This window comes from Aestuariimicrobium sp. G57 (assembly GCF_050110855.1).
Lineage (GTDB): Bacteria > Actinomycetota > Actinomycetes > Propionibacteriales > Propionibacteriaceae > Aestuariimicrobium.
Map to the genome: position 1 here is coordinate 91,466 of NZ_JBNINW010000004.1, position 23,114 is coordinate 114,579.

Here is a 23,114-nt window from a genome sequence, read left to right on the forward strand (position 1 = left end):
GGATCGACACCCTGACCCCGGTGCTCTCGGCCAACTGGGGCGACGAGGGCGCCTGGAAGCTCGAGAACTACGAGCGCCGCGGCGGCTACCAGGCGCTGCGCAAGGCCATCACCATGAGCCCCGACGACATCGTGGCCGAGGTCAAGGCCTCGAACCTGCGCGGTCGCGGCGGCGCGGGCTTCCCGACCGGCATGAAGTGGGGCTTCCTGCCCAAGGACAACCCCAACCCGACCTACCTCGTCGTCAATGCGGACGAGTCAGAGCCGGGCACGTGCAAGGACATCCCGCTGATGCTGGCCAGCCCGCACACGCTGGTCGAGGGCGTCATCATTTCGGCCATGGCCACCAAGGCCGTCTATGCGTTCATCTACGTGCGCGGTGAGGTGCTCCACGTCGTCCGGCGCCTGCAGCAGGCTGTGCGCGAGGCCTATGCCGCGGGCTACATCGGCAAGGACATCCTGGGCTCGGGCCGTGACCTCGAGGTCGTGGTGCACGCCGGCGCCGGCGCCTACATCTGCGGGGAAGAGACCGCGCTGCTCGACTCGCTCGAGGGTCGCCGCGGCCAGCCGCGCCTGCGCCCGCCGTTCCCGGCCGTCGCGGGTCTGTACGCGTCCCCGACCGTCGTCAACAATGTCGAGTCGATCGCCTCGGTACCGGCCATCATCACCAACGGCCAGGCCTGGTTCAACGCGATGGGCACCGAGAAGTCGAAGGGCCACGTGCTCTATTCGCTGTCGGGCCATGTGAAGACCCCTGGCCAGTTCGAGGCACCGCTGGGCACCACCCTGCGCCAGCTGATCGACCTGGGTGGCGGCATCCGCGAGGGCCACCAGCTGAAGTTCTTCACCCCCGGTGGGTCGTCCACGCAGATCCTGACGGCCGCGTCGGCCGACCTGCCGCTCGACTACGAGTCGATGGCGGGGGCCGGGTCGCTGCTCGGCACCCGCGCGCTGCAGATCTTCGACGAGACCACCTCGGTGGTGCGCACCACGCTGCGCTGGGTCGAGTTCTACAAGCACGAGTCGTGCGGCAAGTGCACCCCCTGCCGTGAGGGCACGTGGTGGCTGGTGCAGACGCTGCGCAACCTCGAGGCCGGTCACGGTTCCGAGGGCGATGTCGAGAAGCTGCTCGACGTCTGCGAGAACATCGGCGGCCGGTCGTTCTGTGCGCTGGCCGATGGTGCCGTCGCCTGCGTGACCAGCGCCATCAAGGAGTTCCGCGAGGAATTCGAGGCCGGCTACAAGACCCCGGCGTGGGAGCTGTTCCCGTATGGGAAGAGCGCCCTGTTCGCGCCCGCCGCGAAGGTTGGGACGGATGAGAAGGAAGGTGCACACGCATGAGCGTCGACGCCAAGACTGACCCGAAGACCGAGGTTGCGCCGCGCGAAGACCTGATCACGGTCACCATCGACGGCATCGAGGTCAGCGTGCCCAAGGGCACCCTGGCCATCCGCGCCGCCGAGGCCGTCGGCATCGACATCCCGCGCTTCTGCGACCACCCGCTGCTCGACCCGGTCGGGGCGTGCCGCCAGTGCATGGTCGAGATCCCGGACGCCGGCAACGGCCGCGGCTTCCCCAAGCCGCAGGCCTCGTGCACGATCGAGTGCGCCCAGGGCATGGTGATCAACACCCAGCAGACCTCGGCCGTGGCCAAGAAGGCCCAGGAGGGCATGCTCGAGTTCCTGCTGATCAACCACCCGCTCGACTGCCCGATCTGTGACAAGGGCGGCGAATGCCCCCTGCAGAACCAGTCGCTCACGCACGGCTACGGTGAGAGCCGGTACGAGGGCGTCAAGCGCACCTTCCCGAAGCCGGTCAACATCTCGGCCCAGGTGCTGCTCGACCGCGAACGCTGCGTGCTGTGCGCCCGGTGCACCCGCTTCTCGGAGCAGATCTCGGGTGACCCGTTCATCGCGCTGGTCGAGCGTGGTGCGCTGCAGCAGGTCGGCAGCTATGCCGAACACCCCTACGACTCCTACTTCTCGGGCAATGTCATCCAGATCTGCCCGGTGGGTGCCCTGACGAGCGTCTCGTACCGTTTCCAGTCGCGTCCGTTCGACCTGGTCAGCACGACGACCACCTGCGAGCACTGCGCCGCCGGCTGCGAACTGCGCACCGACCACCGCCACTACCAGGTCAAGCGACGCCTCGCCGGCAACCAGCCCGAGGTCAACGAGGAATGGAACTGCGACAAGGGTCGCTTCGCCTTCACCTCGGCCCGCGGGGACGACCGGCTCACCACACCGCTGGTGCGCCGCGACGGCGTGCTGGTCAAGGCGTCCTGGCATGAGGCCATCGACGCCGCCGTCCACGGACTGCAGGCCGCCGGCCAGCAGGTCGGTGTGCTGCCCGGTGGGCGGCTCACCCTCGAGGCTGCCTATGCCTATGGCCGCTTCGCGCGCGCCGTGCTCGGCACCAACAACATCGACTACCGCTCGCGGCCGCACACCACCGAAGAGGGCCAGTTCCTGGCCTCGAACGTGGCCGGGCGTCGCTTCGACGACACCGTGCACTACGCCGACCTCGAGTCGGCCAAGCGCGTCGTGCTCGTCGGGTTCGAGCCCGAGGACGAGTCGCCGATCGTCTTCCTGCGGCTGCGCAAGGCCAACCGCAAGAAGAAGCTCGAGGTCGTCACGCTGGCACCGTTCGCCAGCCGCGGTTCGGTCAAGCTGAACGCCCGGCTCGTGCACACCGTGCCCGGCACCGAGGCCTCGGTGCTGACGACGCTGCGCGACGAGGGCCAGATCGATGCCGAGACGATCATCCTGGTGGGGGAGCGCGCGGCCTACGCCCAGGGCGCCCTGACCACGGCGGCCCAGCTCGCGCTCGAGACCGGCGCCCGGCTGGCGTGGATCCCGCGCCGTGCCGGTGAGGTCGGCGCGATCGAAGCCGGCTGCCTGCCGAACCTGCTGCCCGGTGGTCGCCCGCTGGCCGATGCTTCGGCGCGTGTCGACGTCGCCACCTCGTGGGGCGTCGAGTCGCTGCCCGCCGAGGTCGGCCTCGATGCCGACGCCATTGTCGCCGCGACCGCGTCCGGTGCCCTGAAGGCACTGGTGACCGCTGGCATCGAGCCCGAGGACTTCCGCGACCCGCAGGCGGTACGCGAGGCCCTGGACGGCGCCGGGTTCGTCATCAGCATCGAGAACCGCCTCAGCGAGGTGTCGCAGCGGGCCGACGTGGTCTTCCCGGTCGCACTGATCGAGGAGCACGCCGGTACGTTCCTGAACTGGGAGCACCGCCGCGGCCGCGTCAACACGGTCATTCGCCACCAGGTCGCCCCGATGACTGACATCCGGGTGCTGGCGGCGCTGGCCGACGCGCTGGGCACCGACCTCGGCTTCCGAGGCTCGCGCGATGCGCTCGCCTCGATCGACGAGCTCGGCACCTGGGACGGCGAGCGGGCACCGCTGGCCGCACAGTCCGGCGAGCCCTACGCCCCCGCGGGCGAGGGCGACCTGGTGCTCGCGACCTGGCGTGAGCTGCTCGACAATTCCGCAGCGAACGACAACGAGCCCGACCTGATGGCCACCGCGCCGCAGACCGTGGCGAAGCTGTCGCCCGCCACCGCCGCCCGGCTGGGGGCCACCCCCGGCCAGCAGGTCGGCGTGGCATTGCCCGGCGGTGAGCTGGCACTGCCGCTCGAAATCGTCGCCGGCATGGCTGATGACGTGATCTGGGTGCCGCTGCACAGCGGCACCACGACGGCGAGCGCACTCGGCGCTGTCGCCGGCGACCGAGTTCGACTCGTGGGAGGTGCGGCATGAACCCGCTCGAGAACATCCTGCCCCCGGACCCGTGGTGGATCGTCCTGATCAAGGTGGTGGGGCTGTTCGTCCTGCTGCTGGTGTGGACGATCTTCAACGTCTGGTACGAGCGGCGCGTGGTGGCCAAGATGCAGCACCGCCTGGGCCCGATCATGAACGGCCCGTTCGGCCTCGGTCAGGCACTCGCCGACGGCGCGAAGCTCATCTTCAAAGAAGACTTCCGCCCCACCAAGACCGATCGCTGGGTCTTCAACCTCGCCCCGGTGCTCACCGGCGTCGCGGCCTTCACCGCCTGGGCAGTGATGCCGCTGGGTGGCGAGGTCAACATGTTCGGCGTGCAGACCCGGCTGCAGCTGACCGACCTGCCCGTCGGCATGCTGTTCATCCTGGCGATCGCCTCGATCGGCATCTACGGCATCGTGCTGGCCGGGTGGGCGTCGAACTCGACCTACTCGCTGCTGGGTTCGGTGCGGTCGGCCGCGCAGATGATCTCGTACGAGGCCGTCATGGGCCTCTCGATCGTCGGCGTATTCATGTTCGCCGGCTCGATGAGCACCTCGACCATCGTCGACTCGCAGGCCAAGAGCTTCACGATCGGCGGCTTCGACACCGGCCTGCCGCAGTGGAACGCCCTGCTGCTGATGCCCGCGTTCGTGCTCTACGTGATCTCGATGGTCGGCGAGACGAACCGCGCACCGTTCGACCTGCCCGAGTGTGAGTCCGAGCTGGTCTCGGGCTACCTCACCGAGTATTCCGGCTTCCGCTATGCCATGTACTTCCTGGCGGAATACATCAACATGGCCACCGTCTCGGGCGTGGCGACCACGTTGTTCCTCGGCGGCTACCACGCGCCCTGGCCGTTCAACCAGGTCGAGTTCCTCGACTCGGCGTGGATGGGTCCGGTCTGGTTCATCCTCAAGGTGCAGTTGCTGTTCACCTTCTTCGTGTGGCTGCGCGGCACCCTGCCCCGCTTCCGCTACGACCAGTTCATGAAGCTGGGCTGGAAGTGGCTCATCGAGATCGCGCTGGCCTGGATCGTCGCGGTCGCCCTGCTCAAGGTCGGCCAGCGTGAGGGCTGGTTCTCGGGCCCGGTGTTCTTCATCGTGCTCGGTGTGATCATCGTCGGCCTGATCGCCCTGATCCTGTGGGGTGGCGGCACACCGGACGAGGCCACGTTGGCAGACGCCTCGTCCACCATCGAACCGTTCGACGCCTTCGCGGGCGGCTACCCGGTGCCGCCGATGCCCGGACAGACGCTGCCCGAACTCGCCGGCGTGCTCAAGGGCGCCCCGGTCGACGAACCTGACACACCACGACCTGCCGCCGTCACCGACGCGGCCAAGGGGGATGAACTCTGATGGGGTTCAAAGATCAGTGGGGTGGCTTCGGTGTCACCTTCAAGACGATGTTCCGCAAGACGTTCACGCAGAACTACCCGCACAAGGGCGAGAAGGTCACCTTCCCGCGCTTTCACGGACGCCACCAGCTCAACCGCTGGCCGGACGGTCTCGAAAAGTGTGTGGGCTGTGAGCTGTGCGCCTGGGCCTGCCCGGCTGACGCCATCTATGTCGAGGGCGCCAACAACACCGAGGACGCCCGCTTCTCACCGGGCGAGCGCTACGGCCACGTCTACCAGATCAACTACCTGCGCTGCATTTTCTGTGGCCTGTGCATCGAGGCCTGCCCGACGCGCGCCCTGACCATGACCAACGAGTTCAAGCTGGCCGACACCAGCCGCGCCTCACTGATCTACGAGAAGGACGCCCTGCTGGCCCCGCTGCTGTCGGGCATGGAGCAGCCGCCGCACCCGCGCCGGCTCGGCCCCGACGAGCAGAGCTACTTCCTCGGACTGCCGGCCACCGGCAAGCCCGATGACCGCACCCCCGTCCACGAGGACGCGGGCTCCAAGGGAGGCAAGAACTGATGCTGATCCCGCTCGTGAGCGCCCAAGAGGTGGCGTTCTGGATCGTGGCGCCGATCATGGTCGTCTGCGCGCTGGGCATGGTGCTCAGCCGCAAGCCGGTGCACTCGGCCCTGTGGCTGGTGGGCATGATGATCGGCCTGGCCGTGATGTACGGCTCACTGGCCTCGCCCTTCTTGTTCGTCGCGCAGATCATCGTCTACACCGGCGCCATCATGATGCTGTTCCTGTTTGTCGTGATGCTGATCGGCGTGGACACGCACGACTCGGTGATCGAGACGATCAAGGGCCACCGCGTCGCCGCGACCCTGGCCGCGCTGGGCTTCGGCGCGCTGGTCATCGCGGTCGTCGGTCGGGCCGTGACGAGTCCTGCGGTCGGTCTGGACGCCCCGATCAATGCCGCAGGTGGCTCGGTCGAGGCACTCGCCGACCTGCTGTTCTCGCGCTATGTCGTGGTCTTCGAGGCCACGGCGGCGCTGCTGACCATCGCCGCTGTGGGTGCGATGGTGCTGGCCCACGGTGAGCGCCTGATCCCCAAGCTCAACCAGAAGCAGACGGCCGCCAAGCGTATGCAGGCCTATGCCAAGGATGGCGACCACCTCGGCCCGCTGCCGAACTCCGGTGTCTACGCGCGCTACAACGCGATTCACGCGCCGGCGCTGCTGCCTGATGGCAGCGTTGCCGACCTGTCGGTGAGCAAGACACTGAGCGAGCGCGGCGCCTATGTCGACGCGAACGAACTGCGCGCACCCAGCGATGCGACCTTCAGGGCCATCGCCGGGCTGAACAACGCCGACACGGCAGGAGAACTCGAATGAGCACCAATGCCTACCTGGTCCTCTCGGCCATCCTGTTCACCATCGGTGTGCTCGGCTTTCTGCTGCGCCGCAATGCCCTGGTCGCGTTCATGTCGATCGAGATGATGCTGAACTCGGCCAACCTCGCCTTCGTCGCGTTCGCCCACCAGCACGGTGGGCTCGACGGCCAGGTCGCAGCCTTCATGGTGATGGTGGTGGCTGCCGCAGAAGTCGTGGTGGGCCTCGCCATCATCGTGACCATCTTCCGAACCCGTCGCTCGGCCTCGGTCGACGACGTCAACCTGCTCAAGTTCTGAAGGGGTAGGCGTGTATTTCCTCGAAACTGTCACACCGGTTGCGGCGTCAGGGCTGTTCTCGTCGGCCTGGCTGATGATCGCCATCCCGCTGGTCATCGCCGCGCTGCTGCTGGTCGGCGGCAAGGCCACCAACGGCTGGGGCCACTATCTCGCCACCCTGGCGCCCATCGCCTCGTTCGCCATCGGGCTGGCGCTGTTCATCGACCTGCTGGGCCGCGACGCCGGCCAGCGCGCCGTGCAGGTGCCGGTCTATGAATGGCTCGCCACCGGCAACTGGACCTTCGACGTCAGCCTGCTGGTCGACCAGCTCTCGATCGTGTTCGTGCTGCTGATCACGGGCGTGGGTTCGCTGATCCACATCTATTCGATCGGCTACATGGCCCACGACGAGAACCGTCGCCGCTTCTTCGCCTACCTGAACCTGTTCATCGCCGCGATGCTGGTGCTGGTGCTGGCCGACAACTACCTGCTGCTGTTCGTCGGCTGGGAGGGCGTGGGCCTGGCCTCGTACCTGCTCATCGGCTTCTGGCAGCACAAGCCCTCGGCGGCCGCAGCCGCGAAGAAGGCCTTCGTCGTCAACCGCGTCGGTGACCTTGGCATGGTCATGGCCATGGCCGCGCTGCTCGCCCAGGTCGGTTCGCTCAACTTCCACGACGTCGCAGTCGGTATCGGTGAGGTCGGCAACGGCTGGGTCGTGCTCATTGGCTTCCTGCTGCTGCTCGGCGCGTGTGGCAAGTCGGCCCAGGTGCCGCTGCAGTCCTGGCTGCTCGACGCCATGGAGGGCCCGACCCCGGTTTCTGCGCTCATCCACGCCGCCACCATGGTCACCGCCGGTGTCTACCTGGTCGTGCGCAGCCACCCGATCTACACCCTCGCCCCCGAGGCGGCGCTCGCCGTCGCGATCGTCGGTACGGTGACGCTGCTGTTCGGTGCCTGGATCGGCACGTCGAAGGACGACATCAAGAAGGTACTCGCCGGTTCGACCATGAGCCAGATCGGGTACATGATGCTCGCGGCCGGCATCGGCCCGGCAGGTGCCGCCTTCGCGATCTTCCACCTGCTCACCCACGGCTTCTTCAAGGCCAACATGTTCCTGGGTGCCGGTTCGGTGATGCACGGCATGAACGACGACGTCGACATGCGCCGGTACGGCGGGCTGGCCAAGTACATGCCGATCACGTTCGTGACCTTCGCCATGGGCTACCTGGCGATCATCGGCTTCCCGTTCACCTCGGGCTTCTATTCCAAAGACCACATCATCGAGGCCGCCTGGGACAAGGGCCTGGTGTTCGGCCTGCTCGCCCTGCTGGGCGCCGGCATCACCGCGTACTACATGACGCGCCTGATGATGATGACCTTCTTCGGCCAGAAACGCTGGAAGGACGGCGTGCACCCGCACGAATCACCACTGGTCATGACCATCCCGCTGATCGTGCTGGCCGTGCTCAGCATCGGCGCCGGTATTGCCATGAACGGGTGGATCGGCACCTGGCTGGCCCCCGCGGTCGGCGAGGAGCACCCGCACACCACGGGCTTGCTGCACATCACGACCGTCGGTTGGCTGACCATGGCCACCGTCGCGGTCGGCGTGCTCATCGGCTGGGTGCTGCACCGGCGCGACGTCCCCGAGACGCAGCCCGAGACCCGCAACCCGCTGGTGCTGGCCGGTCGTCGTGACCTGTTCGGCGACGATGTGAACACCTACGCGTTCCAGAAGCCCGGTGAGGCGCTGGTCGGCCAGCTGCAGACGTTCGATGACGAGGTCGTCGACGGTGCGGTGCGCGGCAGCGCGGGCCTGTTCGGCGGCATGTCGAGCGCCCTGCGTCGCGTGCAGAACGGCTTCGTGCGCAGCTACGCCCTGACCATGATCTTCGGTGTGCTGCTGATCGCTGCCGCCCTTTACCTGGGCCGTCTGGCCTGAGCTGGGAGAGGAAATGTCGTTCGCTTGGTTGACCATCCTGGCGCTGGTGCCCCTGTTCGGATCGCTGGTCACGCTCGCACTGCGTGGCCAGGCTGCGAAGTGGTCGGGCATCGTGTTCTCGGTCATCACCCTCGCCCTGGGCGTTTATGTCTACATCGCCGCCCGCACTGAAGACCTCTCGGAGCGCTACCAGTGGATCGCCACCATCGGCGCCCACTACGCGCTCAGCGACAACGGCCTGAGCATGGTCATGGTGTTGCTCACCGTGATCGTGGTGCCGATCGTGCTGATCGCCGAATGGCATGTCGGTGACAACACCAGCGAGGGCGCGCGCCACGGCATCGTGGGCAACCGCCGCTGGGGCACCGGGGTGTTCTTTGGCCTGGCGCTGATGCTCGAGAGCTTTGCGCTGCTGTGCTTCATGAGCGCCGATGTGCTGCTGTTCTACATCTTCTTCGAGGCCACCCTCATCCCGATGTACTTCCTCATCGGCGGCTGGGGCGGCCCGAAGCGTGGCGCGGCGGCGCTGAAGTTCCTGATCTATTCGCTGGCCGGTGGCCTGGTGATGCTGTTCAGCGTCGTCGGTGTCGGCGCCGAGTCGGCCAACCAGGGCACCGTCAGCTTCCTGTTCAGTGACCTGGCGTCGATGAACTTCGATTCGACGACCGGACGACTCATCTTCCTCGGCTTCTTCATCGCGTTCGCGATCAAGGCCCCGATGGTGCCGGTGCACACCTGGCTGCCCGACACCGCCGAGCAGGCCCGTCCGGGCGCCTCGACGCTGCTGGTCGGCATCCTCGACAAGATCGGCACGTTCGGCATGCTGCGGCTGTGCCTCGAGATCTTCCCCGATGCCAGCCGCTGGGCCGCGCCCGTGGTGATGGTGCTGGCGCTGGTCAGCATCGTCTACGGCGCCCTGATGGCGATCGGCGAGAAGGACCTGTTGCGCCTGATCAGCTACACCTCGGTGAGCCACTTCGGGTTCATGGTGCTGGGCATCTTCGCCTTCACCACCACCTCGATCACCGGCACCGGCTTCTACATGCTGGCGCACGGCTTCTCGACGGCGGCGCTGTTCCTGGTGGTCGGCTTCCTGGTCGACCGACGCGGCACGGCCTGGATCCCGGCGTTCGGCGGCGTCCAGAAGGTCGCGCCGCTGCTGGCGGGCACCTTCCTGGTGGCCGGCCTGTCGGCCCTGTCGCTGCCCGGCACGTCGTCGTTCGTCGGTGAATTCCTGGTGATCACCGGCACGTGGCAGCGCTTCCCCTGGCATGCCGCCATCTCGACCATCGGCATGGTGCTGGCAGCCCTGTACGTGCTGCTGGCCTACCAGCGCACGATGACGGGCCCGGTCACCGATGAGGTGGCCGAGACCATCACGACCGACCTTGGCGGGCGGGAACGCTCCGTCATGGCACTGCTCATCGCACTGATCCTGTTCTTCGGCTTCTACCCGAAGCCCGTGACAGCGGTGCTCGACACTTCCTCGAAGGACACCATGTCGCAGATTGGCATGACCGACCCGACCACGGGAGGCAACCGATGAGCCCGCTCGCATTCGAGGTGCAACTCGACTATGCCGCGCTGGCGCCGCTGATCATCATGTTCGCGGCTGCGGCCTTCGGCGTCCTGATCGAGGGCGTCATCAAGAAGGGCCTGCGGGACGAGGCACAGATGATTGTCACGGCGCTCGGCTTGCTCGGCGCGCTGGCGATGACCATCCAGAACTGGCGCACCAAAGAGCACGGAGTGCACGCGCTGGGTTCGGTCACCACCGACGGCCCCACGCACTTCATCTGGGCACTGCTGATCATCGCGACGATCCTCGCCATGTTCCTGATCAGCGAGCGCAAGCTCAACCAGGGGGCCACCAACTTCACCCCGATGGCCTCGTCGGTGCCTGGGTCGCAGCTCGAGGCCAAGGCCTTCGAGGTGCGCCACGAGCACACCGAGGTCTACCCGCTGGTGATGTTCGCAACCTTCGGCATGATGCTGTTCGCCTCGGCGAACGACTTCATCACCATGTTCGTGGCCCTCGAGATCTTCTCGCTGCCGCTCTACCTGCTCTCGGGCATGGCACGCCGCCGTCGCCTGCTGAGCCAGGAGGCCGCACTGAAGTACTTCATGCTCGGCTCGCTGACCAGCGCGATCTTCCTGTACGGCGCCGCGCTGCTGTACGGCTTCTCGGGCTCGCTGCGCCTCAGCGACCTGTCGATCGCCGTGCAGGCCAACACCCAGTCGAACCCGACGCTGCTGGATGGCGGCATGGTGCTGACGCTGGTGGCCCTGCTGTTCAAGATTGGTGCGGTGCCGTTCCACGCCTGGACGCCTGACGTCTACACCGGTGCCCCCACCCAGATCACCGCCTACATGGCCATCGCCACCAAGGCGGCCGCCGTCATCGCGATGATGCGCCTGCTCTACGTTGGCCTCGGTGGCATCCAGTGGGACTGGCAGCCGCTCGTCGCGTTGCTGTCGGTGCTGACCATGCTCGTCGGCTCGGTGATCGCGCTGAGCCAGAGTGACATCAAGCGCATGCTGGCCTACTCCTCGATCGCCCACGCGGGCTTCCTGATGGTCGCGATCGCCGGTGGCGTCACCGCCGACAACGGCAACAACGCCCTGGCCGGTTCGGTCTCGTCGGTGCTGTTCTACATGGTCGCCTACGGCCTGGCGACGCTCGGCGCGTTCGCCATCGTGATGATGGTGCGCAAGGCCGGCGGCGAGGCCAACCACATGGCCGCCTGGGCCGGGCTGGGCCGCAAGAACCCGCTGGTCGCCACGCTGATGGCGCTGTTCATGCTGAGCTTCGCCGGCATCCCGCTCACCGCCGGCTTCATCGGCAAGCTGCAGGTCTTCCTGGCGGCCTGGGCCGGTGGCTATGCATGGCTGGTGCTGGTGGCCGTGGTGATGAGCCTGGTGGCCGCCTACTTCTACCTGCGCTTCGTCGTGATCATGTTCTTCATCGAGCCCGGTGAACCCGCCGAGGGTGTCACGGTCGACCAGCCCAGCTGGATGACCTGGACCGTGATCATCGTCTGCGCGCTGGGCACCCTCGCATTGGGTGTCTGGAGCGGTCCGCTGGCAGACTTGGCCATCCGGGCTTCGGAGTTCCTGCGCTGAGCCCCGGGCCCGGGCACCTGCCCGGGCCCCCACCAACCTGTTGAGGGGAAGCTGTGACTGACCTGGTCGACGACGTCTTCTCTGCCGAAACGGCCGACAAGCTCGCACTGATCGAGCAGCGGCTGGCAGACCTGGCCGGTGCCGACACCCCGTTCGTCACCGAGGCCGCCAACCACATCATCGCCGCAGGCGGCAAGCGCTTCCGCCCGCTGCTGGTGGTGCTGGCCAGCTCATTCGGTGGCGAGGTCGATGTCGAGGCCCTCGTCCGCGCCGCCTGCGTCGTCGAGCTGACCCATGTCGCGAGCCTGTACCACGACGACGTCATGGACGAGGCCGACCTGCGCCGCGGGGCCGACTCGGCCAACGCCCGGTACGGCAACAGCGTCGCGATCATGGTCGGCGACTACCTGTTCGCGCGGGCTTCGTCCACGGTCGCGACGCTCGGCCTGGACTACGTCGCCCTGCAGGCCGAAACGTTCGCACGCCTGGTGCAGGGCCAGATCGCCGAGACCCGCGGGCCCGGCAACGGCGACGACGCACTGGCCCACTACCTGCAGGTGATCGCCGACAAGACCGGTTCACTGATCTCGACCTCAGCCGTGTTCGGCGGCATGGTCGGTGGGGCGACTGCCGACGAGCTCGAGGCGTTGCGGGCGTTCGGTGAAGAGATCGGCCTGGTCTTCCAGCTCTCGGACGACATCATCGACATCACCAGCGATGCCACCGGCAAGACCCCCGGTACCGACCTGCGTGAGGGCGTGGCGACACTGCCGACGCTGATGCTGCGGGCCTCGGACGACGCAGCTGATGCGGCCCTGGTCGCACGGATCGACGCCGACCTGGCCGACGAGGCCGAGCTGGCCTCAGTGCTCGCCGAATTGCGGGCCCACCCGGTGATCGAGGCCGCGCGGGCCGAAGTGAACCGCCGGGCAGAGCTGGCCCGGGGGCACCTGGCCGTGCTGCCCGAGGGCCAGGCGAAGGATGCCCTGCTGCGGGTCTGTGACGACATTGCGAACCGGGTGAGCTGAGCGGGTCCTGGTCGGGGCCGGGCTGGTGGTGTCGGTCGCCGTGGACGAGCCCAGCCCCGACAAATATGCGCTGGTGCGAGTTTTTCGCCCGGCTGGGGGTTTCGGGCCAGACATCGTTGCGCTGATGCGAGTTTGTCTGGTGGGGCAGCGGCCCAGCCCCGCCCCACACCTACCCCTGCAGCAGGATCCGATGGGCCCCGCGCACATGCTCTTCAGCCAGCCGCGCGGCACTCTCGGCATCGCCGTCCCGCAGCGCGGCCAGGATCGCGTCGTGCTCGGCCACCAGCCCCAGGCGCACGCTCGTCCATTGCCCACCCAGGCGCTGCTCGGCCCCCAGGATGTGCGAGGCCACCGCTTCACGCACCGCGATCGTCAGGTCACGGATCAGCCGGTTCTGGGCCGCCTGCGCGATGCCCACGTGAAAGCGGGTGTCCAGGGCGTTGAATGCCTCAGGGGCCGGCGTCGCCGCCATCTCGCGGCTCAACCGGCCCAGCGCGTCGAGGTCGTCGGCTGAAGCAGCTGTGGCCGCAGCCCCGGTCGCAGCGCGTTCCAGCAGCACACGGGTCTCGGTGAGCTCGTCGTATGACACCGACTGCAGCGCCAGGTGCAGGCGCAGGATGCGCCCGAACGAGGCACCCTGGCCCTGCGAGATGCTGTTGCCCCCCACATGACCCACCTGCGAGGTGATCACCCCCTGGGCCTGCAGCGCCCGCATTGCCTCGCGCACCGCCCCCCGGCTCACGCCCAACTGGGCGGCCAGGTCGCGTTCTGCAGGCAGCCGGTCACCGGGCTGCACCCGCCCACCCAGGATCTCGTCGGTGACCCAGCCCAGGGCGATCTCGAAGCCGCGCCGTAGTCCAGTCCCGTGTCCGGTCCCCTCGGGGGTGCTGGCGTCCATCGGACCATTTTGGCATGCCCCCGTTGATCGGCACCCAACCTTGGTGTTCTAATGGTCCTACCTTTAATGGTAGGACCAATGAACAACGGAGTTTGATGGTGATGCTCGAAGTTTTCACGCCCAGCACCGACCCGCTGGGCCGCCAGTGGCTCTCGGCCATGCTTGCCCTGCTGCCGATCCTGGCGATGCTGGTGACCCTGGGCCTGTTGCGCTGGAAAGCGCATGTGGCCGGCGCCTTCTCGTGGGGCGTGGCCCTGCTCGTGGCGGTGCTGGCCTTCAAGATGCCAGTCGTGCAGGCGCTGTCCACCAGTGCCCACGGCTTCGTCTACGGCCTGTTCCCGATCGTCTGGATCCTGCTGACCGCGATCTGGATGTACGAGGTCACCGTGGCCTCGGGCCGCTTCGAAGACCTGCGCCGCACGTTCTTCCTGATCTCGGACGACCCCCGCGTGGTCGGGCTCATCGTGGCCTTCTGCTTCGGCGGCCTGCTCGAGGCCCTCGCGGGCTACGGGGCCCCCGTGGCCATCACCGCCGCGATGCTGATCGCCGTCGGCTTCTCGCCACTGCGCAGCGCCGTCATCGCGCTGCTGGCCAACACGGTGCCCGTCGCCTTCGGCGCCGTCGGCCTGCCCGTGCTCATGGCAGCCCGCACCGGCGGTTTCGACGACGTGCTGGCCATCGCCCCCATCACCGGCCGCATCACCGCGTTGCTGTGCCTCGTGGTGCCGTTCGCGCTGTTGTGGGTCATGGACGGACGCAAGGGCCTGGCTGAATGCTGGCCCATCGGGCTGGCGATTGCCCTGGCCTTCGGTGCCACCAAGTGGATCGTGTCGTCGACCCAGCTGTACAACCTCACCGAACTGTTCGCCGCCGTGGTCAGCGTCGGCGTGGCGATCGTCGTCCTGCGGTTCTGGAAACCGCGTGGGGGAGAGGCCTCGCGGGCGCGCATCGGCGTGCCCATGGATGCCGAGGCCGAACGCGGCTACCGGCGCGACGCGGCCGGGACCGCAGCCCAGCAGGCCGCGGTCCAGGACGAGGCACCGCTGACCGCCCGTCGCATCGTCATGGCCCTGGTGCCCTACCTGATGGTGATCGCAGTCTTCGCGGTCGCCGCCATTCCTGCCGTCAAACGTGCGCTGTCCTCGACCGACCTCACGATCGCCTGGCCCGGGCTCTCGCAGTTGATGAACGCCTCCGGCGACCCATCGGCCCACCAGCACTTCACCCTGGGCTGGGCCTCCACCCCCGGCATCCTGCTGGCGCTGGTCGCCATCTCGACCGGCCTGATCTACAAGATGTCGCTGAAGCAGATTTTCGGGGTGTTGTGGAAGAACGTTGTCCGCATGCGGTTCGCCGCCCTGACGATCGGCCTGGTCGTCGCCCTGGCCTATGTGATGGGCGACTCGGGCCAGACCCTCGCACTGGGCATGTTCGTCGCCGGTGCCGGCGCCATCTACGCCGCGCTCGCCCCTGTGCTCGGCTGGATCGGCACCTACGTCACCGGGTCGGACACCTCGGCCAACATCCTGTTCTCGGGCCTGCAGTCGAGTGTCGGTTACCAGATCGGCCCCGGCACCCACCTGGGTGTCGAGGGCATGCGGGCTTTGCTCGTCGGATCCAACGCGGCCGGTGGCGTCGTGGGCAAGATGATCTCACCCCAGTCGCTGACCATCGCGGCCACCGCGATCGGGCTGGCCGGCGCCGAGTCGGTCATCCTGCGCAAGGTCTTCGGCTGGAGCATCGCGCTGCTGGCCCTCATGTGTGTGCTCACCGGACTCATGTCCACCCCCGTCCTCAGCTGGCTGCTGCCCTGAAAGGAATGACCATGACCAACCCCACACCCACCGGCCCCACCGTGGCACTGTTCGCCACCTGCATCGCCGACACCATGAAGCCGTCCGTGCCGCAGGCCACTGTCGCGGTGCTCGAACGCCTGGGCTGCACCGTCGAGTTTCCCCGCAGCCAGACCTGTTGTGGCCAGATCATGACCAACACCGGCTATTTCGACCAGGCCATCGACACCGTGCGCAACTACGTGCGCACGTTCGGCGAGTACGACTACATCGTGGCGCCCTCGGGTTCGTGCGTCGGTTCGGTGCGCCACCAGCACGAGATGCTGGCCAACAGCATCGGGGACGAGGCACTCGCCGCCGAGGCGAAGGTGGTGGCGGCCCGCACCTATGACCTCACCGAGTTCATCATCGACGTGCTCGGCGTCGAGGATGTCGGCGCCTGGTTCCCCCACAAGGTCACCTACCACCCGACCTGCCATTCCATGCGGGTGGCCAAGGTCGGCGACCGGCCCATGCGCCTGCTGCGCGCCGTGGGCGGCATCGAACTGGTCGACCTGCCCGAGAAGGACCAGTGCTGCGGGTTCGGCGGCACCTTCTCGCTCAAGAATTCCGACATGTCGATTGCCATGGCCACCGACAAGGCCCGCAACGTCACCGGCACCGGCGCCGAATACCTGGTCGCAGGTGACCACGCCTGCCTGATGAACATCGGCGGTGTGCTGCACCGTGACCAGGCGCCGGTGCGCACCATCCACCTGGCCGAAATCCTGGCCAGCACAGCCCCCGCCCCTGCAAAGGAGCAGCAGCGATGACCACCGAACGACTCACCCCGGCCCCGTACCAGACCTTCCTGGGCATGCCGCCCTTCCCCGAGGCCGTCAAGACCGAACTCACCAAGGACCAGCAGCGACGCAACCTGACCCACGCCACCCACACGATCCGCGCCAAGCGCGCCACCCGCGCGTCCGAGGTCGACAACTGGGACGACCTGCGGACCGCGGGCGAACAGATCAAGAACCGGGTGGGGCGCCACCTCGACCACTACCTGCTGCAGGCCGAGGCCGCCATGCAGGCCGCCGGCATCACGGTGCACTGGGCCGAGACCGCCGCCGAGGCGAACAAGATCATCACCGACATCGCGCACGCGAAGCAGGTCAACGAGGTCGTCAAGATCAAGTCGATGGTCACCCAGGAGATCGACCTGAACGAACACCTCGAGGCCAACGGCATCGCCGCCTGGGAGACCGACCTGGCCGAGTTGATCGTGCAGCTGGGCCACGACCTGCCCAGCCACATCCTGGTGCCGGCGATCCATCGCAACCGCACCGAGGTGCGCGACATCTTCATCGAAGAGATGGGCCGCTACGGCAAGCCCGCCCCCGAGGGGATCAGCGACGACCCCACCGAACTGGCGGCCGCCTCGCGGGCACACCTGCGCGAGAAGTTCCTGCGCGCCAGGATGGCCGTCTCGGGGGCCAACTTCATCGTCGCCGAGACGGGCACGCTGGTGATCGTCGAGTCCGAGGGCAACGGCCGCATGTGCCTGACGCTGCCCGAGACGCTCGTCTCGGTGGTCGGCATCGAGAAGCTGGTGCCCACGCTCGAAGACCTCGAAGTGTTCCTCAAGCTGCTGCCCCGCTCGTCCACCGGTGAGCGCATGAACCCCTACACCTCGATGTGGACCGGCGCCCCCGGGGCGGACGGTCCCCAGGACCTGCACGTGGTGCTGCTCGACAACGGCCGCTCGCGGGTGCTGTCCGACCCGACCGGCCGGGCGGCGCTGCGGTGCATCAGGTGTTCGGCGTGCCTGAACATCTGCCCCGTCTATGAACGCGCCGGCGGGCACGCCTACGGTTCGCCCTACCCGGGACCGATCGGTGCGATCCTCAACCCCCAGCTGCGTGGGCTCGGGAGCTTGGTAGACCAGGCCCTGCCGTTCGCGTCGAGCCTGTGCGGGGCCTGCAACGACGTGTGCCCCGTCAAGATCCCGTTCACCGACATCCTGGTGCACCTGCGCCACAAGGTCGTCGAGCACAAGACCGCCCAGCACCCCACCGGTGAGCAGGCGCTGATGAAGGCCGCCGGCTGGGTGATGGCCGATGGCACACACCTCGAAAAGGTGCAGGTCGCCTCGCGACTGGCCGGGCAGGTCTTCAACGGCCGCCCGATCGGCCCGATGCCGATCCCACTGGCCTCGCGCTGGCTGCAGGCCCGTGACGTCGAGGCCCCACCGAAGCAGACATTCCGCCAGTGGTGGCGCAAGGAACATGAGGAGCAGGGACGATGAACCCGCCAACGATCAACCCGCCAGCGATGACCGCCCGCGACCGCGTGCTCGCCAATGTGCGGGCCGCCTTGACCGACGTGACCGAGGCCGACCCGGCCACCGATGTGCCGATCACCTGGACCTATGGCACCGCACTGCCCACCCCCGACGTGCTGGCCGACTTTGTCGAGAAGGTCGAGGACTACCAGGCTGTGGTCGTGCGTGTGGGCCATGACCAGGTGGCTGCGGCGTTGGCGGGGGCCATGTCGGCGGTCGATGCCCAGCGGGTGGTGCTCCCGGCCGGCCTCGATGCCGCCTGGGCCGAGGCGCTCCGGTCGTCCGGGGTCGAACTTGTTTCGGACGAACCCCAGCTGACCCACGCGGAACTCAACGAGGTCGACACGGTGGTGACGACGTGCGCCGTGGCGATGGCCGATTCGGGCACGATCGCGCTCGACCATTCGGCCGGGCAGGGGCGTCGCGCGCTGACGCTGCTGCCGGACCGCCACGTCTGCATCGTCCGGGCCGACCAGGTGGTCAGTGACGTGCCCGAGGGCGTCGCGGCGCTGGCCCCGGCGATGCGCGCGCGTCGTCCGGTGACGTGGCTCAGCGGCGGCTCGGCGACCAGCGACATCGAGCTCAGCCGGGTCGAGGGCGTGCACGGGCCCAGGACGCTGTACGTGATCCTGGTGGACTAGTGGTCCTGGGCGGCCGACCCGGGCACCGACCTAGACGTTGCGCCACTCGACCTTGATCGCGGACGCATCGCCGACGGTCATCACGGCCGTGGCGATCGCCCGTGACTCAATCGGCGAATTGTTCAGCCGACCCTGGTCGGTGAACGTCAACGACAGCGTGAAGTGCGGGGTGAGCAGCGCCTCGACCTTCGACTGGTCGGTGGCGACCAGACCCGGCTTGGCCGTCGAGACCGGGTCGTTCGCCTTCTGCCACACCACCGAGGACGGCACCACCGGCCTCGACGACTGGAACCCCATGGGGCAGTTCGCCGGCGAGAGCTCCTTGCGCGAGACACACATGTCGAGCGAGGCATTGACTGCCTGCTTGAACGCGGTCAGCCCCGGCTCGGTCAGCACCGGCGTCACGGGATGGTCGGTGATGTCGGTGTAGCCCAGGTTCACCACGGTCAGCGCGTCCGAGCTGTTGTAGGCGACGAACGGCAGTCCGGTGCTGACGGGGTAGTAGCCGGGGAACAGCTCCAGCGGCGTCTCCCAGTCGATGCGCACGCCGTTGACGATCAGCGGCACGTTGTCGACTGAAGTGCCGCGCATGCGGAACGTCACCGTCGTGCGCTCCATCGTCCAGGTGCCCGATTCGACCTTCTTCACCCTGAACCGCGCCGTGTACTCCTTGCCGCCGATCTTGTAGGTGGCCGGGATGTCGGTGGCGTTCTCATCGGTGGTGGGCACCACGATGTCGGTGATGGGGGCGGCCTTCAGGGATGCGGCGAACGCCTGTCGCGAGATCAACGCGGTCGACCCGGACCCGCCCAGGGGCCCGAGGCTGCGGGCCTTGGCGACGTCACCGGCCGCCAGCGCCTGCAGGTACTGCCGCACGACCTCGTCGCCGCGCAGCACCTGCACCTGCGCCGTCGTCGACACCGGCACGTGCACGTTCGGGTCGACGGCGGGCTTGCGGAAGAACGTCACATAGCCCACACCGGCGACCACGGCGAGCAGCACGACCGCGAGGCCCCAGCCGAGCACCTTCTTGACGGGCAGGGGTTGGCGCTGCCGCGTGCGCTGCTCGGGTGGGGCGACGAACCGGTCCTCCGGCATGGAATAGGCCGCCCAGTCGTTGACCTGGCCGGCCTGGAACTGCGGGAATGTCGGCACCTGCGAGGCATTGATCGGCGGGATCGACGAGGGGGTGCCGGTCTGGCGCTGCCAGGATTCGTCGCTGACCCAGCTCTGGGCAGGGCTCGGTGGCCCGTCCTGGTGGCGCGAGACGATGCGGGTCGATTCCGAACCGGTCTCGGTGGTGCCGGTGCGGGGGACGATGCGGGTGCCCTCGTCCGGGCCCGGTGTGTGCGGTTGGAACGGTGGCGGCGCTGACTGGGGACGAAACACGGTTGCGCCATCGTCGTGCCCGCCCTGCCCAGACATGCGCCACCCTTCGCCGGAACCTCGCCTCGGTTCAGGGTACCCGGCAGGGATTCAGCGCACCGTCCACGTGTCACGCCCGGCCAGCACGGCCTGCAGCGATGCCGCCGAATCGGGTTCCCCGCCGGTGGCCGTGGCCAACTGGTCGCGCACCTGGTCGTCATAGGCGGGTCGCTCGACCGAACGGAAGACGCCGATCGGGGCCTGGTGGATGACCCCGACATCGGTCAGCCGCGACAACTGGAATGCCAGCCCCGGGTCGTTGCGGTGGGCATCGTGGCGCAGGATCGCGTCGATGCCGACCTCGGCCACCTCGTGCACGCTCAACGTGCCGTCGGGGTTCATCACGACGCCCTTGTGCTGGTCGGTGCCGAACACGATCGGCTCGCCGTGCTCGAGCGGGATGACCGCCTCGGCCGCTTCGGGCCCCTTGAGCGCGTCGAACGCACCGTCGTTGAAGATCGGGCAGTTCTGGTAGATCTCGATCAACTTCGTGCCGCGGATGCTCGCGGCCTGGGTGAGCACGCTGGTCAGGTGGGTGCGGTCGGAGTCGATGGTGCGCGCCACGAAGCTGGCCTCGGCGCCGAGCGCCAGGCTCACCGCGTTGAACGGCTGGTCGAGCGAACCCATCGGGGTCGACTTGGTGACCTTGCCCATTTCTGAGGTGGGGGAGTACTGGCCCTTGGTCAGGCCGTAGATGCGATTGTTGAACAGCATGATCGTCATGTTGACGTTGCGGCGCATGGCATGGATCAGGTGGTTGCCGCCGATCGAGAGCGCATCCCCGTCGCCGGTGACGACCCAGACACCAAGATCAGGACGGCTCACGGCCACGCCCGTGGCAATCGACGGTGCCCGACCATGGATTGAGTGCATGCCATAGGAATCGACGTAGTACGGGAACCGCGAGGCGCAGCCGATGCCCGAGATGATCACGGTGTTCTCACGGGTGATGCCCATCGCGGGCATCAGGCCCTGGAATGCCGCCAGGATGGCGTAGTCACCGCAACCGGGGCACCAGCGCACCTCCTGGTCGCTGGTGAAGTCCTTGCGCTTGAGCGGCTCGAGCGACAGCGGCACCCCGGTGAGGCCACGCAGGCCACGGGTTTCGGCGGTCCGGGTTTCGGCGGTCCGGGTTTCGGCGGTGTGGTCGGTGGCGGTCATGCGTTCTGCTCCTTCATCTCGTGGGCGGGCTGGCCCCCCACGGCATCGATGCGGTGCACCAGTTCGCCGGCGAGGTCGCTCGGCGAGATCGGCAGGCCCCGCACCCGGCTGATGCATTCGGCATCGACCAGGTAGTGGCTGCGCAGCAGCATGGTGAACTGGCCCATGTTCATCTCGGGCACGACGACCTTGTCGTAGCGGCGCACGATGTCGCCGAGGTTGGCAGGCAGCGGGTTGAGGTGGCGCACGTGCACCTGGGCGATGTGGCGGTGGGTGGCGCGCACCCGGCGCACGGCGGCGGTGATCGGTCCATAGGTCGAGCCCCACCCGAGCACCAGCACGCGGGCCTCGTCGCTCGGGTCGTCCACGACCAGGTCGGGGATGTCGCGCACGATGCCCGCCACCTTGTCGGCGCGCGCATGCACCATCGCCTCGTGGTTGGCCGGGTCGTACGAGACATTTCCCAGCCCCGCGGACTTCTCGATGCCACCCAGGCGGTGTTCCAGGCCCGGGGTGCCGGGGATGGCCCACGGCCGGGCGCCGAACTCGTCGCGCTGGTAGGGCAGGAACCGGGGGCTGCCGTCAGCAGCCGTGGCGTTCGGCTCGGTGGCGAAGCGCGGGTCGATCGGCTCGATCGCGGCCAGGTCGGGCACCTGCCACGGCTCGGCGCCGTTGGCCAGGTAGCCGTCGGACAGCATGATCACGGGCGTGCGGTAGGTGATCGCGATGCGGCACGCCTCGATGGCGGTCTCGAAGCAGTCGGACGGCGACTGTGCGGCCAGCACCGGCACGGGGGCCTCGCCGTTGCGCCCGAACATCGCCTGCATCAGGTCGGCCTGTTCAGTCTTGGTCGGCATGCCCGTGGACGGCCCTGCGCGCTGCACGTCGATGACCACGAGGGGCAGTTCGGTCATCACACCCAGGCCGATGGTCTCGGCCTTCAGTGCGAGGCCGGGGCCCGAGGTGGTGGTCACGCCGAGTGCGCCGGCGAACGAGGCACCCAGGGCTGCGCCCACACCGGCGATCTCGTCCTCGGCCTGGAACGTGATCACGTTCTGGGCCTTGCGGCGGCTGAGCTCGTGCAGGATGTCTGAGGCCGGCGTGATGGGGTAGGACCCCAGGAACAATTGCAGGCCCGCCTTGTGGGCGGCGGTGATCAGGCCATAGGCGGTGGCGAGGTTGCCGGTCACCTGGCGGTAGGTGCCCGCCGGCATCGGGGCGGGCGAGACCTCGAAGCGCACGGCGAATTCCTCGACGGTCTCGCCATAGGCATGACCGGCCTTGAAGGCGGCGATGTTCGCATCGCGGATCGCGGGCTTGTTCGCGAACTTGGTCTGCAGAAAGCGGATGGTCGATTCGGTCTCGCGGCTGTAGAGCCAGGTCAACAGGCCCAGCGCAAACATGTTCTTGGTGCGGCTGCCGTCCTTGCGACCAAGATCAAACTCCTTGACCGCGCCCAGCGCCAGCGCCGTCAGGTCGAGCGCGACCAGGTGGTAGCCCTGCAGCGAATCGTCCTCGAGCGGGTTCGACTCATAGGCCACCTTGGCCAGGTTGCGCTTGGTGAACTCGGCCGTGTCGACGATCAGCAGGCCACCGTGCACCAGGTCGGCGATGTTGGCCTTGAGTGCGGCGGGGTTCATCGCCACCAGCACGTCGGGGCGGTCGCCGGGGGTGACGATGTCGTAGTTGGCGAAGTGCAACTGGAAGCTCGAGACGCCCGGCAGCGTGCCCTGCGGTGCCCGGATCTCGGCGGGGAAGTTGGGCAACGTCGAGATGTCATTGCCGAACGCCGCCGCTTCGGCGGTGAAGCGGTCGCCGGTCAACTGCATGCCGTCACCGGAGTCGCCTGCGAATCTGATGACCACCCGGTCCAGCGTGTGGACACTGGCGGCGTGGTGCTGGTTGCGGGGGACGGAGGCGTCCTGCGTCACGGCTCTTCTTTCTGCGATCAGGGGTACCCGGCAAGCCTACCCCCTTGTGCGCAGGGGCCACCGAAGGGTCAG

18 protein-coding genes are annotated in these 23,114 nt (G+C 67.9%); 14 read left to right on the forward strand and 4 right to left on the reverse strand.

Going from position 1 to position 23,114, the window contains the following annotated elements; genetic code table 11:
• The first annotated feature begins 2 nt into the window (after positions 1 to 2).
• The 10 genes from nuoF to ACQCX5_RS10510 all read left to right on the forward strand — a co-directional run bounded on the left by nuoF (position 3) and on the right by ACQCX5_RS10510 (position 12,870).
• A complete protein-coding gene (gene nuoF / locus ACQCX5_RS10465) occupies positions 3 to 1,340 on the forward strand; it encodes an NADH-quinone oxidoreductase subunit NuoF (RefSeq protein ID WP_434542205.1) in 1,338 nt (445 codons plus the stop codon).
• Positions 1,337 to 3,763, forward strand: a complete 2,427-nt coding sequence (locus tag ACQCX5_RS10470) for an NADH-quinone oxidoreductase subunit G (protein ID WP_434541978.1) — start codon at positions 1,337 to 1,339, stop codon at positions 3,761 to 3,763. The genes nuoF and ACQCX5_RS10470 overlap by 4 nt, the downstream gene beginning before the upstream one ends.
• Positions 3,760 to 5,121 (forward strand): NADH-quinone oxidoreductase subunit NuoH, encoded by a 1,362-nt coding sequence (nuoH, locus tag ACQCX5_RS10475; protein WP_434541979.1) that lies wholly within the window; start codon positions 3,760 to 3,762, stop codon positions 5,119 to 5,121. The genes ACQCX5_RS10470 and nuoH overlap by 4 nt, the downstream gene beginning before the upstream one ends.
• A complete protein-coding gene (gene nuoI / locus ACQCX5_RS10480; RefSeq protein WP_434541980.1) occupies positions 5,121 to 5,687 on the forward strand; it encodes an NADH-quinone oxidoreductase subunit NuoI in 567 nt (188 codons plus the stop codon). The genes nuoH and nuoI overlap by 1 nt, the downstream gene beginning before the upstream one ends.
• Positions 5,687 to 6,502, forward strand: coding sequence for an NADH-quinone oxidoreductase subunit J (locus tag ACQCX5_RS10485; protein ID WP_434541981.1), 816 nt, complete (start codon positions 5,687 to 5,689; stop codon positions 6,500 to 6,502). Before nuoI ends, ACQCX5_RS10485 begins: the two co-directional genes overlap by 1 nt.
• Positions 6,499 to 6,798: an NADH-quinone oxidoreductase subunit NuoK gene (gene nuoK / locus ACQCX5_RS10490; RefSeq protein ID WP_434541982.1), complete on the forward strand. Its 300-nt coding sequence runs from the start codon at positions 6,499 to 6,501 to the stop codon at positions 6,796 to 6,798. Before ACQCX5_RS10485 ends, nuoK begins: the two co-directional genes overlap by 4 nt.
• 73 nt (positions 6,799 to 6,871) lie before the next feature.
• Entirely contained in the window at positions 6,872 to 8,719 is a 1,848-nt protein-coding gene (gene nuoL / locus ACQCX5_RS10495) for an NADH-quinone oxidoreductase subunit L (RefSeq protein WP_434542206.1), read from the forward strand.
• A 13-nt stretch (positions 8,720 to 8,732) separates the two neighbouring features.
• Positions 8,733 to 10,265: an NADH-quinone oxidoreductase subunit M gene (locus ACQCX5_RS10500; RefSeq protein ID WP_434541983.1), complete on the forward strand. Its 1,533-nt coding sequence runs from the start codon at positions 8,733 to 8,735 to the stop codon at positions 10,263 to 10,265.
• Complete coding sequence (gene nuoN, locus ACQCX5_RS10505; protein ID WP_434541984.1) at positions 10,262 to 11,842, forward strand: NADH-quinone oxidoreductase subunit NuoN; 1,581 nt, start codon at positions 10,262 to 10,264, stop codon at positions 11,840 to 11,842. Before ACQCX5_RS10500 ends, nuoN begins: the two co-directional genes overlap by 4 nt.
• A 53-nt stretch (positions 11,843 to 11,895) precedes the next feature.
• On the forward strand, positions 11,896 to 12,870 hold the full coding sequence (locus tag ACQCX5_RS10510; RefSeq protein WP_434541985.1) for a polyprenyl synthetase family protein: 975 nt from the start codon (positions 11,896 to 11,898) through the stop codon (positions 12,868 to 12,870).
• A gap of 169 nt (positions 12,871 to 13,039) precedes the next feature.
• Here the strand turns inward: ACQCX5_RS10510 and ACQCX5_RS10515 are convergent, their stop codons facing one another.
• Positions 13,040 to 13,768, reverse strand: coding sequence for a FadR/GntR family transcriptional regulator (locus tag ACQCX5_RS10515; protein ID WP_434541986.1), 729 nt, complete (start codon positions 13,766 to 13,768; stop codon positions 13,040 to 13,042).
• A 95-nt stretch (positions 13,769 to 13,863) separates the two neighbouring features.
• On the opposite strand from ACQCX5_RS10515, the gene ACQCX5_RS10520 reads away from it, so the two are divergent.
• The 4 genes from ACQCX5_RS10520 to ACQCX5_RS10535 are packed head-to-tail and all read left to right on the forward strand — an operon-like array spanning position 13,864 to position 18,525.
• A complete protein-coding gene (locus ACQCX5_RS10520; RefSeq protein WP_434541987.1) occupies positions 13,864 to 15,582 on the forward strand; it encodes an L-lactate permease in 1,719 nt (572 codons plus the stop codon).
• A 5-nt stretch (positions 15,583 to 15,587) separates the two neighbouring features.
• The gene (locus tag ACQCX5_RS10525) at positions 15,588 to 16,373 is read left to right on the forward strand and encodes a (Fe-S)-binding protein (RefSeq protein ID WP_434541988.1); all 786 of its coding nucleotides are present in this window, start codon (positions 15,588 to 15,590) and stop codon (positions 16,371 to 16,373) included.
• Entirely contained in the window at positions 16,370 to 17,848 is a 1,479-nt protein-coding gene (locus ACQCX5_RS10530; RefSeq protein WP_434541989.1) for a lactate utilization protein B, read from the forward strand. Before ACQCX5_RS10525 ends, ACQCX5_RS10530 begins: the two co-directional genes overlap by 4 nt.
• Positions 17,845 to 18,525, forward strand: coding sequence for a LutC/YkgG family protein (locus tag ACQCX5_RS10535; RefSeq protein ID WP_434541990.1), 681 nt, complete (start codon positions 17,845 to 17,847; stop codon positions 18,523 to 18,525). Before ACQCX5_RS10530 ends, ACQCX5_RS10535 begins: the two co-directional genes overlap by 4 nt.
• A 30-nt stretch (positions 18,526 to 18,555) precedes the next feature.
• Here ACQCX5_RS10535 and ACQCX5_RS10540 read toward each other — a convergent pair whose 3' ends face one another.
• The 3 genes from ACQCX5_RS10540 to ACQCX5_RS10550 are packed head-to-tail and all read right to left on the reverse strand — an operon-like array spanning position 18,556 to position 23,042.
• Positions 18,556 to 19,950 carry a hypothetical protein gene (locus ACQCX5_RS10540; RefSeq protein WP_434541991.1) on the reverse strand — a complete coding sequence of 465 codons (1,395 nt, stop codon included), beginning with the start codon at positions 19,948 to 19,950 and terminating at the stop codon, positions 18,556 to 18,558.
• A 51-nt stretch (positions 19,951 to 20,001) separates the two neighbouring features.
• On the reverse strand, positions 20,002 to 21,111 hold the full coding sequence (locus ACQCX5_RS10545) for a 2-oxoacid:ferredoxin oxidoreductase subunit beta (RefSeq protein WP_434541992.1): 1,110 nt from the start codon (positions 21,109 to 21,111) through the stop codon (positions 20,002 to 20,004).
• Positions 21,108 to 23,042 carry a 2-oxoacid:acceptor oxidoreductase subunit alpha gene (locus ACQCX5_RS10550; protein WP_434541993.1) on the reverse strand — a complete coding sequence of 645 codons (1,935 nt, stop codon included), beginning with the start codon at positions 23,040 to 23,042 and terminating at the stop codon, positions 21,108 to 21,110. Before ACQCX5_RS10550 ends, ACQCX5_RS10545 begins: the two co-directional genes overlap by 4 nt.
• Positions 23,043 to 23,114 lie beyond the last annotated feature (72 nt).

Bases quoted from the DNA above. Each gene is read 5' to 3' on its own strand.
- ACQCX5_RS10470 (WP_434541978.1), top strand. From the start codon at position 1,337: ATGAGCGTCGACGCCAAGACTGACCCGAAGACCGAGGTTGCGCCGCGC.
- nuoH (WP_434541979.1), top strand. From the start codon at position 3,760: ATGAACCCGCTCGAGAACATCCTGCCCCCGGACCCGTGGTGGATCGTC.
- nuoI (WP_434541980.1), top strand. From the start codon at position 5,121: ATGGGGTTCAAAGATCAGTGGGGTGGCTTCGGTGTCACCTTCAAGACG.
- ACQCX5_RS10485 (WP_434541981.1), top strand. From the start codon at position 5,687: ATGCTGATCCCGCTCGTGAGCGCCCAAGAGGTGGCGTTCTGGATCGTG.
- nuoK (WP_434541982.1), top strand. From the start codon at position 6,499: ATGAGCACCAATGCCTACCTGGTCCTCTCGGCCATCCTGTTCACCATC.
- nuoL (WP_434542206.1), top strand. From the start codon at position 6,872: ATGATCGCCATCCCGCTGGTCATCGCCGCGCTGCTGCTGGTCGGCGGC.
- ACQCX5_RS10500 (WP_434541983.1), top strand. From the start codon at position 8,733: ATGTCGTTCGCTTGGTTGACCATCCTGGCGCTGGTGCCCCTGTTCGGA.
- nuoN (WP_434541984.1), top strand. From the start codon at position 10,262: ATGAGCCCGCTCGCATTCGAGGTGCAACTCGACTATGCCGCGCTGGCG.
- ACQCX5_RS10515 (WP_434541986.1), bottom strand. From the start codon at position 13,768: ATGGACGCCAGCACCCCCGAGGGGACCGGACACGGGACTGGACTACGG.
- ACQCX5_RS10520 (WP_434541987.1), top strand. From the start codon at position 13,864: ATGGTGATGCTCGAAGTTTTCACGCCCAGCACCGACCCGCTGGGCCGC.
- ACQCX5_RS10525 (WP_434541988.1), top strand. From the start codon at position 15,588: ATGACCATGACCAACCCCACACCCACCGGCCCCACCGTGGCACTGTTC.
- ACQCX5_RS10530 (WP_434541989.1), top strand. From the start codon at position 16,370: ATGACCACCGAACGACTCACCCCGGCCCCGTACCAGACCTTCCTGGGC.
- ACQCX5_RS10535 (WP_434541990.1), top strand. From the start codon at position 17,845: ATGAACCCGCCAACGATCAACCCGCCAGCGATGACCGCCCGCGACCGC.
- ACQCX5_RS10540 (WP_434541991.1), bottom strand. From the start codon at position 19,950: ATGTCTGGGCAGGGCGGGCACGACGATGGCGCAACCGTGTTTCGTCCC.
- ACQCX5_RS10545 (WP_434541992.1), bottom strand. From the start codon at position 21,111: ATGACCGCCACCGACCACACCGCCGAAACCCGGACCGCCGAAACCCGG.